The sequence below is a fragment of the Vibrio sp. 2304 genome, assembly GCF_033339475.1.
In the GTDB taxonomy this organism is placed as follows: Bacteria; Pseudomonadota; Gammaproteobacteria; order Enterobacterales; family Vibrionaceae; genus Vibrio; species Vibrio alginolyticus.
The window spans coordinates 1-16,923 of the sequence record NZ_JAWOUQ010000012.1 but is presented as its reverse complement, the minus strand read 5'-3'; the positions used below and the strand labels follow the sequence as shown (position 1 = coordinate 16,923).

At 43.6% G+C, this 16,923-nt stretch carries 16 protein-coding genes; 4 read left to right on the top strand and 12 right to left on the bottom strand.

The window, feature by feature from the left end; all coding sequences use genetic code 11:
• Nucleotides 1-21: 21 nt before the first annotated feature.
• A complete protein-coding gene (locus R7P64_RS19400) occupies nucleotides 22-540 on the bottom strand; it encodes a cysteine hydrolase family protein (protein WP_005377333.1) in 519 nt (172 codons plus the stop codon).
• 114 nt (nucleotides 541-654) lie between these two features.
• On the opposite strand from R7P64_RS19400, the gene R7P64_RS19395 reads away from it, so the two are divergent.
• Nucleotides 655-1,566: a GlxA family transcriptional regulator gene (locus R7P64_RS19395; protein WP_262638871.1), complete on the top strand. Its 912-nt coding sequence runs from the start codon at nucleotides 655-657 to the stop codon at nucleotides 1,564-1,566.
• 204 nt (nucleotides 1,567-1,770) lie between these two features.
• Here R7P64_RS19395 and R7P64_RS19390 read toward each other — a convergent pair whose 3' ends face one another.
• The 3 genes from R7P64_RS19390 to R7P64_RS19380 all read right to left on the bottom strand — a co-directional run bounded on the left by R7P64_RS19390 (nucleotide 1,771) and on the right by R7P64_RS19380 (nucleotide 4,663).
• Nucleotides 1,771-2,820: an alcohol dehydrogenase family protein gene (locus R7P64_RS19390; protein WP_005388897.1), complete on the bottom strand. Its 1,050-nt coding sequence runs from the start codon at nucleotides 2,818-2,820 to the stop codon at nucleotides 1,771-1,773.
• On the bottom strand, nucleotides 2,817-3,338 hold the full coding sequence (locus R7P64_RS19385; protein ID WP_154205194.1) for a TetR/AcrR family transcriptional regulator: 522 nt from the start codon (nucleotides 3,336-3,338) through the stop codon (nucleotides 2,817-2,819). Before R7P64_RS19385 ends, R7P64_RS19390 begins: the two co-directional genes overlap by 4 nt.
• A gap of 143 nt (nucleotides 3,339-3,481) precedes the next feature.
• Nucleotides 3,482-4,663 carry an MFS transporter gene (locus tag R7P64_RS19380; RefSeq protein WP_017635963.1) on the bottom strand — a complete coding sequence of 394 codons (1,182 nt, stop codon included), beginning with the start codon at nucleotides 4,661-4,663 and terminating at the stop codon, nucleotides 3,482-3,484.
• Nucleotides 4,664-4,822: 159 nt separating this feature from the next.
• On the opposite strand from R7P64_RS19380, the gene R7P64_RS19375 reads away from it, so the two are divergent.
• The gene (locus tag R7P64_RS19375; RefSeq protein ID WP_042523726.1) at nucleotides 4,823-5,707 is read left to right on the top strand and encodes a LysR family transcriptional regulator; all 885 of its coding nucleotides are present in this window, start codon (nucleotides 4,823-4,825) and stop codon (nucleotides 5,705-5,707) included.
• 115 nt (nucleotides 5,708-5,822) lie between these two features.
• On the opposite strand, the gene R7P64_RS19370 is transcribed toward R7P64_RS19375, so the two are convergent.
• A complete protein-coding gene (locus R7P64_RS19370) occupies nucleotides 5,823-6,728 on the bottom strand; it encodes a TIGR03571 family LLM class oxidoreductase (RefSeq protein ID WP_318119279.1) in 906 nt (301 codons plus the stop codon).
• A 132-nt stretch (nucleotides 6,729-6,860) separates the two neighbouring features.
• Nucleotides 6,861-7,766: a LysR family transcriptional regulator gene (locus R7P64_RS19365; protein ID WP_318119280.1), complete on the bottom strand. Its 906-nt coding sequence runs from the start codon at nucleotides 7,764-7,766 to the stop codon at nucleotides 6,861-6,863.
• Nucleotides 7,767-7,878: 112 nt separating this feature from the next.
• On the opposite strand from R7P64_RS19365, the gene dkgB reads away from it, so the two are divergent.
• A complete protein-coding gene (dkgB, locus tag R7P64_RS19360) occupies nucleotides 7,879-8,679 on the top strand; it encodes a 2,5-didehydrogluconate reductase DkgB (RefSeq protein ID WP_318119281.1) in 801 nt (266 codons plus the stop codon).
• Nucleotides 8,680-8,877: 198 nt separating this feature from the next.
• On the opposite strand, the gene R7P64_RS19355 is transcribed toward dkgB, so the two are convergent.
• From R7P64_RS19355 to R7P64_RS19330, 6 genes are all read right to left on the bottom strand, one after another.
• On the bottom strand, nucleotides 8,878-9,570 hold the full coding sequence (locus R7P64_RS19355; RefSeq protein ID WP_054575005.1) for an SDR family oxidoreductase: 693 nt from the start codon (nucleotides 9,568-9,570) through the stop codon (nucleotides 8,878-8,880).
• Nucleotides 9,571-9,676: 106 nt separating this feature from the next.
• Nucleotides 9,677-10,375 (bottom strand): IclR family transcriptional regulator, encoded by a 699-nt coding sequence (locus tag R7P64_RS19350; protein ID WP_318119282.1) that lies wholly within the window; start codon nucleotides 10,373-10,375, stop codon nucleotides 9,677-9,679.
• An 87-nt stretch (nucleotides 10,376-10,462) separates the two neighbouring features.
• The gene (locus R7P64_RS19345; protein WP_318119283.1) at nucleotides 10,463-12,433 is read right to left on the bottom strand and encodes a tetratricopeptide repeat-containing diguanylate cyclase; all 1,971 of its coding nucleotides are present in this window, start codon (nucleotides 12,431-12,433) and stop codon (nucleotides 10,463-10,465) included.
• 187 nt (nucleotides 12,434-12,620) lie between these two features.
• On the bottom strand, nucleotides 12,621-12,974 hold the full coding sequence (locus tag R7P64_RS19340; RefSeq protein WP_005377352.1) for a DUF2750 domain-containing protein: 354 nt from the start codon (nucleotides 12,972-12,974) through the stop codon (nucleotides 12,621-12,623).
• Nucleotides 12,975-13,149: 175 nt separating this feature from the next.
• On the bottom strand, nucleotides 13,150-13,764 hold the full coding sequence (locus tag R7P64_RS19335; protein ID WP_005377354.1) for an OmpA family protein: 615 nt from the start codon (nucleotides 13,762-13,764) through the stop codon (nucleotides 13,150-13,152).
• A gap of 2 nt (nucleotides 13,765-13,766) precedes the next feature.
• Nucleotides 13,767-15,077, bottom strand: coding sequence for a TolC family outer membrane protein (locus R7P64_RS19330; RefSeq protein ID WP_017635971.1), 1,311 nt, complete (start codon nucleotides 15,075-15,077; stop codon nucleotides 13,767-13,769).
• A gap of 400 nt (nucleotides 15,078-15,477) precedes the next feature.
• On the opposite strand from R7P64_RS19330, the gene R7P64_RS19325 reads away from it, so the two are divergent.
• Nucleotides 15,478-16,923 (top strand): cadherin-like domain-containing protein (locus tag R7P64_RS19325; protein ID WP_318123846.1); only part of this gene is annotated, 1,446 nt, incomplete at its 3' end.

Here is a 16,923-nt window from a genome sequence, read left to right as displayed (position 1 = left end):
GAGCGAAAGGTTTTACGTGTATTACAGCTTATCTTCAATAGTTACGAGGGGAACTCTCGTTGAGACAGCGTGAAGTGCAATGTTGTGAATCATTTCATCGACCGTGGTACAGCTATCCATTAAGATCGAAACATCATACTTGTCCGCAGATTTTGAGATAGCAGTATGTGTGACGCAGTTTTGTGTCATCATTCCGCATACAAGTAACTCCGTTACATTTTTGCTTGCCAATACTTCTTCTAAACGTGTTCCTTCAAAGCTATCTGCGAAGTGCTTTACCACGATTTCGGAATTCGGCGCTAAAGCAAGAACTTCTGGGTGAATATTGGCACCGTCGCTGCCTTCATTGAAGAATGGGGCAATGCCCATGGCAGGATCGGCAATATGCTGAATATGAATCACAGGAATGTTTTGCTCATTGGCTTTAGTTATTGCTCTCTTAACATTGTCTAAAGTTGATTCTGTATTCCATAAAGGAAACTTTCCTTCTGGGAAATAGTCGTTTTGCAAATCAATTACAAGTAGGGCTTTTTGAGTCATTTTCTTTTCCTTTTATTGAGGATCATTGCGGTACGAATAATATAAAGACTTTTAGCCACCTTCTTTAGAGTCTAAAATGACACAAAAGAGTCAAAAAGCGACACTTGAAGATAAATGAAAATAGCACTCGTTAATTACCCAGATAGCTCGCAAGCCTCCGTATATGGTTTAAGCGAACTCTTCGAGATGGCAAACCGTGCGGCGGCTAAATTGGGCGTTGATGTGCACTTTGAAGTAGAGATATTGGATCACTGGTCAAACACGCACTTCGATGTGAAAACAGCGGTAATGATTCCGCCTAGCGGCACTGGTCAATATTACTTAGAACCAGAGCCAGAGCTACTCGACTGGTTAAATGTCCAATATAGTAAAGGTGCGATTTTAGCCTCCGCCTGCGCCGGTACTTTTATTCTTGCTCAAACCCAGTTGTTGACCAATAAGTCTTGTACGACACACTGGGGCTTGGCTCCTTCATTAGCGAGTCAGTTTCCCGATATCCACGTAAGACAAGAAGCCATCCTTATTAACGAAGGATCGATCATTACGGCTGGGGGTATGATGTCATGGGTGGATTTAGGTTTGGAGTTGGTTTCCTTATTTGCGTCACCGGCAGTAATGCGCCTGTTAGGAAAAATGTTGGTTATTGATACTGGTCCGAGAGAGCAACGCTTTTATCAACAGTTTACTCCAAACTTCCAACATGGTGATGAGGTAATTGTTCAAATACAGCACTATATAAACGATCATTATCAAGGAAAACTGAGCAATAAAGAGCTTGCAGAGTTGAGTTGTTTAACAGAAAGGACATTGCAGCGACGCTTTAAAAAGGCGACAGGTTTCAATGTTAACCAATACATACAAAGCTTAAGAGTACAAAAAGCTTGTGATTTACTTGAGTCGACAACCCTAACATTTGACGCAATATCATTTAGAGTGGGTTACCAAGATGTGAGCGCGTTCAGGAAAATATTTAATAGGATCGTAGGTTTAACACCGAAGTCGTTCAGATCTCGGTTCTGTTCATGAACGCCAGAAGTAAGATAATGTTGGTATTAAACATTTATAACTCAGAAGCAAACACACATATTTTTACAAGCTGGCTTAGCGTGATGAAAAGGGATAACAAGCTAAGCCAACCGTAGCGTTCTCCTATTTACTGAACATTTTGTAGAATGCTTAAAGGGTTCTCAAATTACAATGACTTGTATAGGCGGTTGTTAATCACAAAAGCTATGTGATTTCCAAAACCAGTTTCCCAATATGTTGCTTGCGTGAAAATACTTCTTGCGCTTGACCTATCTGGTTCAAGGGAAATGACTCCGCGACTAAGGGACGAATTGCGTTCTGTTCGATATAGCGAACCAAGTTACCGAATACTTCTGGTGCCAAAACGGTACAACCAAATAACGCTAGGTCTTTAAGGTAAAGAGTTCTTACATCCAGCTCGACAATTGGGCCGCCTATGGCGCCGGAAACAGCGTATCTTGATCCTGGCTTTAGTACCTGAAGAAATTGTGGCCACTGCTCTCCTGCGACCAAATCAATCACTACGTCAACGCTGTTTTCTCCGAGAGTCGCCGTTAAATTTGCATCGCGAGGGATAACTTGGTTTGCTCCTAATGCCGTGATCTGTTCTTTCTTTTCTGGGCTGGCGATAGCAATGACGTATGCTCCACGCGCCTTCGCCAGTTGGATTGCGGCAGAGCCAACACCACCGGATGCCCCTGAAATCAGTACGGTATCGCTCGCTGTGACATTAGAGCGGACAAGCATGTTCTCGGCAGTTGAATAAGAACAAGGGAAGGAGGCCAAATCGATATCCGATAAACTACTATTCACAGCAAATGCATGTTTACTGTCAACAACAGTGAACTGAGCAAAGCCACCATCACATTCTGAACCGAAGTACCAAGGCGAGCTAAGTGCTTGACTGTTGAAGCGCGTAATACATGGTTCGATGAGCACACGCTGACCGATTCGTGATGGGCAGATATTCTCACCAACAGCGACGATGGTACCGCATACATCGGCACCTTGGATTCGAGGGAGAGATAGCGCGTCTCCTGACCAACTTGCATCCATGCTATTGGCGTCGTTTTTAGAATACCATGCTGTTCGGGTATTGATGTCGGTGTTATTGACCCCGGCGGCGGCAACTTGGATCAATACATCATCAGGCGAGGGGACTGGCACAGGTAGATCATCGCGGTAACGAAGCATATCTGGCCCACCATGACCGATAAGTTGGACGCCTTTCATGACTTTCGGGATTGTGGTCATTGATTGTTCTCCTTCATTAGTTCTAGCAGAGTGTGTTCAGCGGATGCAAAGGCAGCGTGACCGAGAACCGGCCATGCGTTGGATAGACCTTCATGTAACAAGAAGAGTGTGGTTGCTAGGTCTTCTCGCTGACTTAGTTGGAGCATAAGCTGACGAACCGCCAATTTGTGTTGTTTTACTGCTTGATTAATCGATAGATTTTCTGGATAGGCTGCTAATGCATTGATGGACATGCAGCCATTCGGTGCAAACTCCTTCATCCAATCCTCTAGGCGAGTGAATAGGTGTATTACAGCCGGTGTTCCATTGGCAGGGGCATCTTCGAGCAAAAAACTCAAATACCTTTGATGGCGATGCTCGAGAGCTGCAACAATCATCGCTTCCTTGGAGGGGTAGTATTTGTACAGGGTTCTCAGGCTGACTTCGCAGGCGTTTTTGAGTTGGGGTACGCTAGGCTCGGCGAAGCCATACTGACTGAATGCTTTTTCTAGGCTTGCTGCGATTTTTTCTTTCACTATTTGATACACTAGGTAGAACGTTTGTTTTACCTAAGGGTAGAATAAACTTTCTACCTCAGTCAATGGTGTATTTAAACTCTGTATTGAAAGCCCGACGTAATGCCGGGCTAATTTAAGTGATTTTTATAGATTCGGAACGTGAATCAGTGTGCCGTTGCGTGCTGTTCTCCACGCTTGTCTAGCATTCCGCTGAAACGGGTTAGTAGTAGAGCACCTAATACTACGATCGCGCCAATCCAAGGTGTGTGCATCAGCCCAGCATTGGCCACGATAAGGCCACCGCCCCAAGAACCCAGTGCAATACCTACGTTAAATGCAGCAATGTTGAGACCAGAAGCGACGTCGACTGCATCAGGTGAATATTTCTCTGCTAGTTTGACAACATAAACTTGAAGTCCTGGAACGTTACCAAAGGCAAAGGCACCCCAGACAAGAATGGTCACTACTGCAGAAATTGGATTAAATGCTGTGACACTAAACACGAGCAATACCACAATTAGGCCCGAGAAAATCGCTGTAAGAGCTTTGATTGGCCCCATAGAGTCGGCCATCTTTCCGCCCCAGATGTTGCCGAATGCGACTGATACACCATAAACCAACATAATTAGGCTGATAGCGCTAGAGCCAAACCCCGAAACTTCTTCCAAAATAGGAGCCAAGTAAGTGAAGGCTGTGAACGTACCACCGTAACCGAGCGCGGTGATTGCGTACACCAAAAGTAGACGAGGTTGAGTCAAGACTTTTACTTGCGATGACAGCTTGGTTGCTGGTGGTTGTTTCAGATTACTCGGCACTAGCAGAGCGCTTCCTATCAGTGCGATGATTCCAAGGATCGCGACGATTAGGAAGGTTGCCTGCCAACCAAATGTCTGGCCAATCCAGGTGCCAAGTGGCACGCCCGTCACTAGAGCTACGGTCAGACCGGTAAACATAATAGCAATTGCGCTAGCGGCTTTTTCTTTTGACACTAGGCCAGTGGCGATAGTCGAGCCGATCGAAAAGAACACACCGTGTGCAAGCCCGGTCAGTATCCTTGCTGTAACTAGAGTGTTGTATCCAGGTGCTTGCCAGGCTAACAGATTGCCAAGAACAAACAGTGCCATCACAGAAAGCAGAACGTACTTTCTTTTCCAGTTACCAGTCAGCGCTGTTAAAACGGGAGCACCAACCGCGACACCAAGTGCGTACAGGCTAACTAAAAGACCCGCTGAAGGTAATGATACGTTGAGGTCGGAGGCCATAGTCGGTATCAGACCGACAATTACAAACTCCGTGGTTCCAATAGCAAAGGCGCTAAGCGTCAATGCAAGTAAAGCTAAAGGCATAACAACTCTCTCTTATAATCATTGAATATGAATGGATAAACGAATAGCCCGTCTCCATGTCGTGTATTATTAAAGAGTTGTTCGTTGCGAAAAATGGTGTTTATTACAAAATACTTTTGTTATAAATGAATGAAATGCGCAGTTAGGAAAGGGGATGAAATGTTAACCCGATCAGATGAATTAGAGATTCTTATGGCAGTTGTGGATAGTGGTGGATTTTCTTCCGCTGCTGATGCACTAGGTATTCAAGTCGCTAGGGTATCTCGTGCGGTTAGTAAAGTTGAATCACAGTTGGGGGTAACCTTGCTGAATCGCACGACACGCAGAGTGGAAGTTACTGAGGAAGGGCATCAGTTTGTTGAAGCGGTTCGCTTAGGTTTACTACAAATACAGCAAGCTGAAGAAGAGATCATCACACGAGGTGAATTACCCAAGGGGCGCTTAAGAGTTGATGCCGCTAGCCCATTTGTTTTACATCAACTCGTGCCGTTAATTCAGCCATTTAAAGAGGCTTATCCTGATATTCAACTCGATCTTACCTCTAATGAGGGTTTTGTGGATCTATTGGAAAAAAGAACCGATGTGGCGATACGTATTGGACGATTATCGGATTCAACACTGCATGCTAAACCTTTAGGAACAAGCCCACTATTTATCGTTGCCACGCCTGGTTATTTATCTAAACGAGGTTTCCCTGAAGCGGTGGGCGATTTGCGCAGTCATAACTTGATCGGTTTTTCTGGCGCTAAAGTGTTAAATCAGTGGCCATTACGAGGGTTTGAGATGATAGAGCCTGATATCCTATCCAGCAGTGGTGAAACGGTTAGACAGTTAGTGCTGGCAGGGAACGGCATTGCATGTTTATCTGGCTTTATGGTGAAAGATGATCTTGATTCTGGACGGTTAGTGGCATTGTTTGAATCGGAAAAAATCACAAATACTGGACGAGAACAGGTCAATGCTGTGTTCTACAAATCTTCTTCAGTCTCTAAGCGTATTTCCGCGTTCATCGACTTTATTCAACCAAGACTTACTTTAAAATAACACTATTATTGTTTTTTTAACAAAAGAATTTTGTCGTTATTGCAGCTTTTGTTTTTCCAACTGCCAAGCCTAGCGTGCCACCCCTTAGTAAGGTGGCACATATTTTCATTTGATCTTAGTTAAAGCGTGGCAACACGTACTGAGCGATCTGTTCCATTGATTTCTCAATTGGTTGGCTATTACGACGGAAATGCAACCCGATGTGATTGACTCCTGCTTCTTGCATTTTTTCTAGCTCATCGATCAAGCCATTGACTCCGGCCTGGATACCAAAATGATGCCGAACGACTGGTGCATTTGGGTTATCGACTAAATCAAGATGAATAAAGCTGGCGTAGGGTTTGTTTCCCGCTACGGAGCGCCAAAGTGCAACGCGGTGTTCATGATCATCAGGTGTGCCTGGGTAGGCGAGCCAGCCGTCTAGGTTTTCTCCTATCCATTGTGGACTTTGCTGCGCTAACCCTGCGACATAGATAGGAATATCAGCAAACTCGGGTAATAACTGTAGATCGTTACCCAGCTTATCATTTTGCGTATCTTTCAAAATCTCTACACTTTCTCGAAAAGCTGAGCCACGGCTGTCAAAGTTGGCATTAAAAACGGGATATTCACTAGGGCGGTCTCCACTAGCCACACCGAGTATCAGGCGGTCACCACTTAACTCGTTGATGGTCGCAGCGGCTTTTTTCACTAGCCAAGGTTGTCTTAACGGTAATACTATCGCTGCTGTCCCTAGTAGAATGTTGTCGGTGCACGCAGAGAGATAGCCAAGATAACTGAACGGTTCATAAATTTGTGCCGCGTCTCCAAAGTTAGGGTCGTACAACGGGACATCTCTCACCCACGCTACGTTAAAGCCTAACTTATCGGCTAACATAATACGCTGTTTATGTGCACTCATGTCTGGTACGCCGAACGGTTTTCGTTGGAGCAGCCGTTTTTTCTGGCCTTCTTGGGTCCAGTCATTATCTAGGGGGAGCTCAACCCCGATGGTGAATCTGTTACTTAAATCTTTATGCATTATGAAGCCTGACTATTACTGTGAGTACTAGGAGGCAAGGTGCCTCCCTGATATTCAGGACACTATGAGATTTTTGTTGTGAGAAAAAGCGGCAAAAAGACAAAAGTGTTTTGCCACAAACAGCGGTGGTCTTTAGAGGAACTGGTGGTTCTCTACCTTGATTTCTTGCTTGATGAAGTCAATAAAAGAGCTGATCCGGCGTGAGGTACTGGCATTTTTGTAATACACCGCATGAACTGGCTGTTCGACATTATGCGTGTGTTCACTAAGCACGCCCACTAAGCGACCAGCTTGTCGGTCAGAGTAGGTCATAAAGTCAGACAGGCAAGCTATCCCCGCACCATGTAAGGCTAAACATCTTAGCGTCTCGCCATTATCAGAGCTTAGGCTACTCATAATACGCAGAAGTTTGTTCTTATCATCCATGATCGGCCATTCCTTAAGATACTCCGGCTTGTTGAATCCAAGTAGCTTGTGATTGAGTAACTGATCTATTGAGGTTGGAGTACCATGTTGTCTTAAATACTCTGGACTCGCGACGATTCGAATCCGACTTTTACCAAGAAATATCGCGCGCATGGTTGAGTTTTGTAGCTCACCGATACGAAAAGCAACATCGGTTTTTGTTCCCAAAAGGCTAATATTTTCCTCATTGGAATTGAGATCGATTTCGACTTCTGGATACAAGCTCTGATATTTAGCAATGTGCGGCGTTAGTACGTGCAGTAAGAAGGGGGTAGCTGCGTTTATTCGTAGGAGGCCAGAAGGCTTATATTTCTGGCTTTTCAGTTGTGCTTCGGCATTCTCTACTGCTTCTACAATATGTCTGACTTTATCGAGGTATATCGTTCCTTCATTAGTAACATCTAACTTACGGGTTGTGCGATTTAACAAGGTCGTTTCGAGTTTGGCTTCTAGCCGAGATACCGATCGACTCACCGCCGAGACGGTCATCGATAACAGTTCAGCCGCAGAGCTGATTGAACCCGTATCGACCACGGCCATAAAGGTGCGCATTTCATCTAGAGTAGCTTTCATTGTTGAATATATTTCAAATTAGATTTGAGTATTGTTAACTTTACGGAAAGTTTCTTGCGGCGTAAAGTTTTGCTTCGAATCAACTATAAAATCGATAATTCAGGAGATTTAGATGAAAGTACCATCATTTGGCGTCGGCACGTTTCGTTTAGAGGGTGAAGTAGTTAAGGATTCAGTCCGTAATGCGTTAGAAGTGGGTTACCGCGTAATTGATACTGCACAGATTTACGGTAATGAGGCAGAAATCGGTGAAGTATTGACACAGTCCGGTATTGCACGTGATGAGCTATTCATTACGACCAAGGTCTGGGTTGATAACATGAACACGGAACAACTCATTCCAAGTCTAAAAGAGAGCTTAGAAAAGCTAAATACAGATTATGTGGATTTGACCTTGATCCACTGGCCTGGCAATAACAATAACTTGAGCGAATACATGGCTTCATTACTTGAAGCTAAATCGCAAGGGTTAACCCGTAATATTGGCGTCTCCAACTTTAATATTGACTTGTTGCAACAAGCGATAGAAGTGGTCGGTAAAGAGAATATTGTTACCAACCAAATCGAGCTTAGCCCTTATTTGCAAAATCGTAAGTTGGTCAGCTTCATGCAGGAAAACGATATTCAGGTAACGTCTTACATGACCTTGGCATATGGGAAAGTACTTGGGGACCCAACTATTGCTGGTATTGCTGAGGACTATCAGGCCACGCCAGCTCAAGTCGCGCTTGCTTGGGCTTTGTCAAAAGGTTACGCGGTGATCCCGTCTTCAACTAAACGAGAGAATTTAGCAAGTAACCTGAAAGCACTTGAACTTAATCTGGGTGAAGAGGCGATTGCTAAGATAGATGCGTTGGAAAGAAATGGCCGCGAAGTAAACCCTGAAGGGCTAGCGCCTGAGTGGGATGATTGAGTGAGTTTCACGGGAAATCATTGCCTAAATGACACCTCTGCAATCGCTGACTTCCTCAGCGTTTGACAGTAGTACAACACCATAGACGATAACGGCTCGCTTGTCTGACGATAGTGCGAGCTTTTATCTTTTTGGCCTATTAGTTTACTGTATTCTCCCGGCCTTCAATTTGGCCGGGAGACGTCATTTAGAGATCAGTTACCAGTCAATTGTAGAGCCATCAAATACGCGGAAGCTTCCGGATTGCTCAAGTGTTAGCTGTTCTGCGACCGAAACAATGCCTGCAACACTTTCCTCGGCAGAAAAGGTTGCGTCCTCACCGCCCATATCGGTTTTTACCCAGCCGGGATGAACTGCGACAGTTTTTACTCCTCGCGATTCGAGATTGCGTGCTGCTGATACTAGAACCTGATTAAGCGCTGCTTTAGATGCTCGATAACTGTACATGTTACCTGAACTGTTATCGCTTAAACTCGCAACTCGGGTTGAGATTCCCACGATGGTTTTGTGCTGACTTTTCGCAACGTTGTCTTGTAGGGCTTGAATTAGCAGGGCAGGTGCGACGGTATTTATGTTTAGTACTTCTAGCCATTTTTTCTGGGTCATTTCGCCAAGCTTTGCACACTCTTCGCCTAATACACCTGCATTAAGAATTAAATGATCGAGCGGACGATCCGCTAATTGAGTGGCTAACTGATCGATATCTTGTTGGTTAGTGACGTCTAGAGCCATCAGTTGAAGTTGATTAGATTGGGTTACTAGTTCATTGAGCTGCTTAGCATTTTCTGGTGAACGACAAGTTGCGATAACTTGCCAACCTTTTCCAAGGTAGTGGCGGACAAATTGCAAGCCTAAGCCACGGTTAGCGCCGGTGATTAATACAGTAGACATCGCTTCTCCTACGTTGTTGAGTTGAACAACGACCATATTAGAGGCGACGTATAAGCATGTAATCAAAACAGTATAAAAATGGCCTAGGATTCGACATTGTCAAATCTTAAAATTTGAGAAAGATGCTGGCAAAGTGATTTAGCCTAGTGACCGTCAGTTCGGAGGCAGCACCGCTAACACCTGCAACAGCAACGACTTTACCATCCAAGTAAAGGGGGATCGCTAAGCAATTGAGGTTTGGCTCTGCCTCTTCTAAATCGAGTGCGTAACCTGATAATACAACCTGATTAAGTTCAGTTTCTAACGTGGGGGATATTTGGTTTTCAAGGCGTAATGTTCGACGAAGCTCATCATCAAAACTAAGAAAAACTTTGCCGATCGCAGATGTTGTGAGTCCTTCTCGTTTCCCTCTCGGGCTACGGATAGTAAGAGGGTTATCCTGCTCTATAGCATCGATATACAAGTACTCTTTAGCGCCACTTTGTACAGCGAGGTAAGCTGTGTTGTTAGTCACTTGGGCCATTTTTTTCAGCAATGGAACAAAATGTTGTCGGATAGCTTCGTTTTTTTGTTCAATCGGCTTAGACAGTTCATAGCATCTAAACCCTAGGCTGTAGCTATGGTTGTGTTTGGATACATATCCAAGAGAGTGTAGAGTCGCAAGTAACCCGTGAACAGTCGTCTTATTTAACTGGATCGCATTACTGATCGTCTGTAATGATAGGGGAGACTCACTCATCGAGAGCAACTCGAGGATTAGAAAACCTCGCTCTAGAGACTGAATGTTTTTTCTTGCCCTGGGCACAAAGACTCCTTGATGATGGTGTTGCATCTGAATGGCTTACTGATGCTTCCACCTATAACAAACCACTACGCTGGTGGTTTGGTTTTATTAGAGAATATACTCAGCACTTAAACTGATCGGCTCGTTGTATGCGTCCACAAGGGAGTTTTTTCCTTGCTTCTTAGCATTGTATAACGCTTGGTCTAATATCGAATAGAGCTCATCAAAGTTGGTGAGTGGCATTGAGGTTGATAGATAGGCCAGACTCGCAGATATATTCAATTGATGGTTATTAAGCGAATGTACACTCTTTTCTGAAATTGTTTTATGCAGACTTTGTATTCTAAAGGGAACGTCAATCTCATCGACGTTTTTCAATAGCAAGATAAACTCTTCTCCACCTAAACGACCCAAGTACTCTCCCTTATTAAGTTTAGCTTTAAGCGCTTTGCACACCTGTTGTAGTACTAAGTCGCCAGTCGGATGACCATACTGATCATTAATCGCCTTAAAGTCATCTAGATCGATTAATGCTAGAACGTAACGGAAGTCTCCTTCCGCTTTGGAGGTTTGGCTTTTAATCGTCTCTATAATTGCCGCTCTGTTTAATGCACACGTTAAGCTGTCTATTTTGGCTTTTAAGCGTGTTTGTCGCTGAACCATCAATGCCAGAGCGAGGAGAATCAATAAACAGAAAACAACAAAATTATAAGTGCGTTGTTGGTCTGTGAGTTTTTCAAACTGGTACTGACTTAGAAGAGTTTCGTTGTTCAACTGCGCGACTTGTAGATCATATTCATACTCTTTTTTAGTGAGATCTAGTGCCTCTAACGCCTTGATATTACTCGCGTCTCGGTTCGTTAGTTCAATCGTCGAGTAGGCCTTGTGATGCTCCAGCGCCTTTTTGTAATCATTTTGAGCTTGGTATGCTTTTGAGAGGAGTAATTGGGCTTGCGCTTGCAATAAGGGCCTAGCGTTTTTTACCGCTAATCTTAACGCTATTGTAGTGTGTTCAATCGATTTTTCGGGTGTATGGTTCTTTAAATATGCCAATCCAGCAGCCAAATGACCCTCTGTTTCAAGGTGCGTATTCTCATAAGTTTGGGCAATGTTTAATGCTCTTCCAATGTAATCTACCGCGGTATCCAATTGCCCAGAATCGGCCAAAGCAGCAGATAACCCTAAATAGGTCAACCCTTGCCCGTATGGGTAATGAAGTTGTTCGAGAATCGTTAATGCATTTTTGTAGTGGCTGATGGACTTATCGAGTTCTTTGGATTTTCTGTACATCGCTCCTAGACTATGTTCGACTTGCGCAACTTCAAGAGGTGTCCCTTCATCTTGGCGAACCAGTAAGGCTTGAATGAGATATTGCTCTGATTGTTCAAATTGCCCCAGCTCTGCAAGTAAATTGCCGACGTCATTGTAAATCCCTGAAGGATCGCTTTGCGTCGACATGTTGGCCATCAACTGTCGATACAAACTTAAGGCTTTTTCATAGTCACCGCGGTAATTGTAGTTATTTGCTACCACGCGCAAAGCAAGATCAACAGGGAAGTTTTCTTGATGCTTATGATTTAAGTGGCTCTCTAAGGATGAGCAATAAAAGTTTGCTTTGTGATAACGACCTTGTTGATTCAGCGTATAACAAAGTTGATAGTTCATCAGAGCCTTGCCTTCGGAATCGGATATTTTCTTCATTGTCTGTCGCAAAGAAGAAAAGCTATCTACTGAGGCCTCGTAACTACCATGCTTACGTTCATTTAACGCAAGAATATATTCTGATTCTAATTGAGAAAAAGGGTTGTCTAAGACTTGACTGCTGCCATAGTAAGGCTGATTTATGTTTGACATATATTCATAAATCAATCCACTTACGTAGAGCTTTTCGCTGTCCGATTTCGCTGTATGGTAGCGATCTTGAAGCATGCTCAATGCCGACTCAGGGTTGCTTCGTAGTGTGGTTTGGTAGACAGAGTGCCACTGTGTGATATTTTGGTTTGGTTCAATATCTTGAGTGTCGCTTGCATATACTGGAGTGAGCAAAAGTGACGCAAGCAAGGGATAGAGCACGCGCATGTTTAAACGAGCCTTTAATTTAAGGTGCCTTTAAAGTTGAGTTATCATAGCGCTTTTAACGCATCAGCGTTGTGATTAAGTTGGGTGTACTAAGAAAAAGAGTAGTAAAACTATGCACTTGGTCGAGATATTGAAAGAAGAGGCATAAAAAAGAAAGACCTCAACATAAAGTTGAGGTCAGAAATCTTTAATCAATGTAAAGCTTTGCTAGATCTTGAGGCTCCATTTCTTTGCCTTCTAACTGATCGTTCCAGTTAGTTCCAACAAGAACACCATCTTCAGCAAGAGTCAAAAGCCAATCTTCAACAAAGATATCTAATGGGATTTCTAGTACAGTAAAATCTGCCCATTCTTCAACATTATGTGCTTCTGCATCTTCTTTAGAAGACCAGAAAGGCATGACTTCGCTGTTTTCGAATTCAGTTGAATCGCAAGATAGCCAACCTTCTTCATTGCGTAAACCCCAAACCAATTGGTTTTCTTTCGTTTCTGCAACAAAAAGGTCAAGGTTCGCTTGGATATCTGATGTAAGTTTGCTCATTTCAAAACTCTCGTTGTTATGACGTGGCTAGAGTAACACTAAAGTGCCGATTCCTAAAGCATAATACGGTTGTCGAAATGAGTAAAAATAAAGGAGCCGAAGCTCCTTTTCTGAGGTTAAGTATTCACTCGTTTTTGTTTGCTTTGTGCTTGCAGAGCAAACAAAAACAGGTACTTTACCTTTCTGGAAGAGTTGTGAATATTGTCCACTCTCTTTTTATCTCGCCTTTGTAACCAACGACTGATGCGGTTACTCGACGATTTAAAGCATGGCTGACTTCATCGGTCCCTTGCTGTGCTAAGTGAGTGTCACCAAAACCAACAATGCGGACTCTACTCGGTTCGATGTCGTAGCTTAGTAGGGCTTCACGGACATTGCGTGCTCGTCTTTCAGAAAGATCTTGGTTATGCTTTGAACCACCAACTTTACTAGCATAGCCGTGCAGCTCTATCGAAGTAGTAGGGTACTCTTTTAAAAAGTCGGAAAGCTCTCGGACTTGTCTTCTGAAGACTGGATTGATCTCATCAGAGTCGTTAGCAAAAAGTATCCGCACTTGCATGTTATCTGATGCTTTAATGTATTCTCCACAACCGTCGTTGTCGACCTCTGAGCCTTCAGGTGTACCTGGGCACATATCTCGAGCATTGATGACACCATCGTTATCGTCATCTTGCAAATCTGCTATTTGTTCTGCATTTGGTACAGGACGATACTCATATTCGTCTTCAGCAACAACGTGTTGAGTGATGGCGAGCATACCCAATGCAAATAGAATCTTCACTGGTTTCATGATCAGTACTCCACCTTTTCATTCCATTCTGTAGGTACATCGACACGCAAGGCATTTAACAATTGGCCAGTCGCGTTCATAACGCGGTACTTGGCGTACTGCTCTGAGTATCGAGCATCCAAGTAGTTCTTTCTCGCTTCGAAAAGTTCGTTTTCAGTATTTAACAAGTCCAGCAGAGTGCGTTTTCCAATGCGATACTGCTTTTCGTAGGCGATGACAGTTTCTGAGGCCGAATCTACGTGATCCGCTAGGAACTCTTTTTGTTGAAGTGTTAAATCTAACGCACTCCAAGATAGACGAAGACCTTCTTCTACTTGGCGGTATGCACGTTCTCTTAGGTCTTTTGCTTTATTTAGTTGGTAGGCAAAACTTTCAGCGTTGGCTACGTCACTACCACCGTTAAAGAGGTTGTAACGCATACGTAACATTGCTGTTGTCTCTTCGCTGCTTCCTTCGATACCGCTTGCATCATCACGCCATGTTTGAGCCGCTTCTACCGATATCGTTGGGTAGTAAGTTCCCTTAGATTGCTTGTATTGGAACTTTGCAGAGTCCACATCAGCTACCGAAATTTTGATTACTGGATGTGACTCGAATGCCAAGTCAATCGCTTCATCGATGGTGTAGGGAATAAAGTTTTGGTCCGCTCTTGGGAAAATCAATCCTTGTGGTGACTGTCCGACAAGGCGTGTAAAGGTGGTGTGGCTGTCATATAAGTTGTTCTGAGCTGCCACCAAGTTACCATGAGCCTTTGCTAAACGAGCCTCTACCTGGGTTAGGTCTGCTGTAGAACCGATACCTGAGTTAACTCGCTTTTTAATGTCTTCATAGATCTTCTTATGCACTTTCAAGTTATTCTCGGAAAGTGTAAGAATTTCATAAGCTTTTACTGAGTCTAAATAAACTTTCGCGACCTCTAGAGCGGTGTCTTGGGCATCAGCTAGAAGTTGATAACGGACCGATTCAGCATCAGCTGCTGTTCGATCCATATCATTAAGTGTCGCTGAGCCATCCCATATTAGCTGGGTTAGTGTCACGGTGGCTTCTTTTCTTGTCAGATCGGTTGAATCTCGCCCTGACTCTGCGGGTTTGATTCCTTCGTAACCGATACCGGCATCTAAGTCTACGGATGGGAGGTAAGCACCACCAGATGCTTCATTCACATACTGCTTGCTAACGAATTCATTGAACGCACTTTTGATGTCAGGATTGGTTTTTAATGTGTTTTCAACCGCTTGCTCTAGCGTTTGCCCAAAAGCATGACTAGCGGTGAACATACCAATACAAAAGGCGTTGGCACGAGTCCACTTCACTGTGATTCTCCTAGATAATGGTAAAAATTCTCGAGGTGATAGGGCTTATAAGTGGAATACTTATAAGGGCGTCAATAATTTAGCGCACAATAACATTAATATGCGATGAAGTAACCTGTTGATTCGCTGTTCATTTGTTTCAATTTTGATAAATCAACCTACTAAATCTGCCTAAAACTTGAATTAAGATCTCAAATTAAAGATGGAGGTAATGGTTAGAAACGAGTGTCCAGATTTTAATAAAATAAAACACTTATGCGTCTGGATTCTTATTGATGTATGACACATAATTACTTCATTGAGCATCAAATTGCTGTTATTGCACTATATATTCGGGCAATATATAGCAAATTAGTATTATTAGTCAAAAACTTGACAGTTATTTAGGGTTAAGGTTTATATGGATCGTACAGCATTAGTGCCACTCGGTAATCAAGTCGTCGTAATAGGTTTGGATGGGCAGCTGAGAGTCCTTGCAGAAGGACAGCAGCCTCTACCAGGTGAAGTGATAGTGGCAATGACAGATGCTGCGCCTCAAGACCTGAAAATTCAGCTTGCTCAAGAGCAAGGTTTAAAAGATATTTCAGACGATGTAGCACAGATTATTAGTGCTATTGAGCAAGGTCAAGACCCTTCTGCTATTGATGAAGAACTCGCACCTGCAGCGGGTGAAAATAGTGGCTCCAGTTTGCAAAATAGTGCCACGATTGTACGAGATGGTACTGAAGTGCTAGCCTCAACAAACTTTGAAACTATTGGCCTAGAATCCCTCGGCTTATCTGAAACACAAGCGTTGACCTTAAATGACTTCTTCACAACAGGTATCGAGACAAGTGGGGATGGCTCAAGTAAGCCACTTACTAATTCTCCAGTGACATTAAGCGCTGTTGAGGAAGATAGCGATCCAATCACGATAACTACTGAAGAATTACTATCTAATGTCAATATTGATGATGCCGATACTCTTGTCATTACAAACGTCACTATTGAGAGTGGGAATGGCACCTTAATTGATAACAGCGATGGATCTTGGACTTACATTCCAGAGGCTGATGATGACACTGAAGTGTCATTCTCCTATGACATTATTGATAACGATGGCGGTGTTATTAATGGCACTGCTAACTTAGATATTACGCCTGTTAATGACGCGCCAATAGCAACTAATGATGCGATTCAAACTGACGAGGATTCCCTGGTTGTAATTGATGTGCTCGCTAACGACAGTGATATTGAAGGTGATGATTTAATCATTACCTCTGCTTCTGTACCAGAAGAGCAAGGTATCGTTGAGATTATCGATGGTAAGCTTGTTTTCACTCCGGCTGAAAATTTCAACGGTAATGCAACGATTAGCTACACCATCTCAGATGGTGAGTTAGAGGATGAAGCTCAAGTTTCGGTAACAGTAAACTCAGTTAACGATGCGCCTATTGCCTCTAATGATACAACAATTACAGAGGAAGATAGCTCAGTAACGGTTGATGTCCTGCCAAACGACACCGATATTGATGGCGATGAGTTGTCTATTCAATCAGCGTCCGTGCCGAGTGACCAAGGGACAGTTGAAATTGTTGATGGCAAACTGGTGTTCACACCGGCCGAGAACTTCCATGGTGACGCTGAAATTACTTACACCGTCACCGATGGTGCACTGACTGACCAAGCGACGGTTAACGTCACTGTGAATGCGGTAAACGACGCGCCTGTGGTTGAAAGCAACATCGCAGACCAAACCTTGGCAGAAGACTTTACACCATACACCATCAATCTAAATACCGCCTTCAGCGATGTGGATAATGTGGATGGCGAGCTGAGCTTCAGCGTTTCAGGCAACAGTAATGTC

Bases quoted from the DNA above. Each gene is read 5' to 3' on its own strand.
- R7P64_RS19400 (WP_005377333.1), bottom strand. From the start codon at position 540: ATGACTCAAAAAGCCCTACTTGTAATTGATTTGCAAAACGACTATTTC.
- R7P64_RS19395 (WP_262638871.1), top strand. From the start codon at position 655: ATGAAAATAGCACTCGTTAATTACCCAGATAGCTCGCAAGCCTCCGTA.
- R7P64_RS19390 (WP_005388897.1), bottom strand. From the start codon at position 2,820: ATGACCACAATCCCGAAAGTCATGAAAGGCGTCCAACTTATCGGTCAT.
- R7P64_RS19380 (WP_017635963.1), bottom strand. From the start codon at position 4,663: ATGCCTTTAGCTTTACTTGCATTGACGCTTAGCGCCTTTGCTATTGGA.
- R7P64_RS19375 (WP_042523726.1), top strand. From the start codon at position 4,823: ATGTTAACCCGATCAGATGAATTAGAGATTCTTATGGCAGTTGTGGAT.
- R7P64_RS19370 (WP_318119279.1), bottom strand. From the start codon at position 6,728: ATGCATAAAGATTTAAGTAACAGATTCACCATCGGGGTTGAGCTCCCC.
- R7P64_RS19365 (WP_318119280.1), bottom strand. From the start codon at position 7,766: ATGAAAGCTACTCTAGATGAAATGCGCACCTTTATGGCCGTGGTCGAT.
- dkgB (WP_318119281.1), top strand. From the start codon at position 7,879: ATGAAAGTACCATCATTTGGCGTCGGCACGTTTCGTTTAGAGGGTGAA.
- R7P64_RS19355 (WP_054575005.1), bottom strand. From the start codon at position 9,570: ATGTCTACTGTATTAATCACCGGCGCTAACCGTGGCTTAGGCTTGCAA.
- R7P64_RS19345 (WP_318119283.1), bottom strand. From the start codon at position 12,433: ATGCGCGTGCTCTATCCCTTGCTTGCGTCACTTTTGCTCACTCCAGTA.
- R7P64_RS19340 (WP_005377352.1), bottom strand. From the start codon at position 12,974: ATGAGCAAACTTACATCAGATATCCAAGCGAACCTTGACCTTTTTGTT.
- R7P64_RS19335 (WP_005377354.1), bottom strand. From the start codon at position 13,764: ATGAAACCAGTGAAGATTCTATTTGCATTGGGTATGCTCGCCATCACT.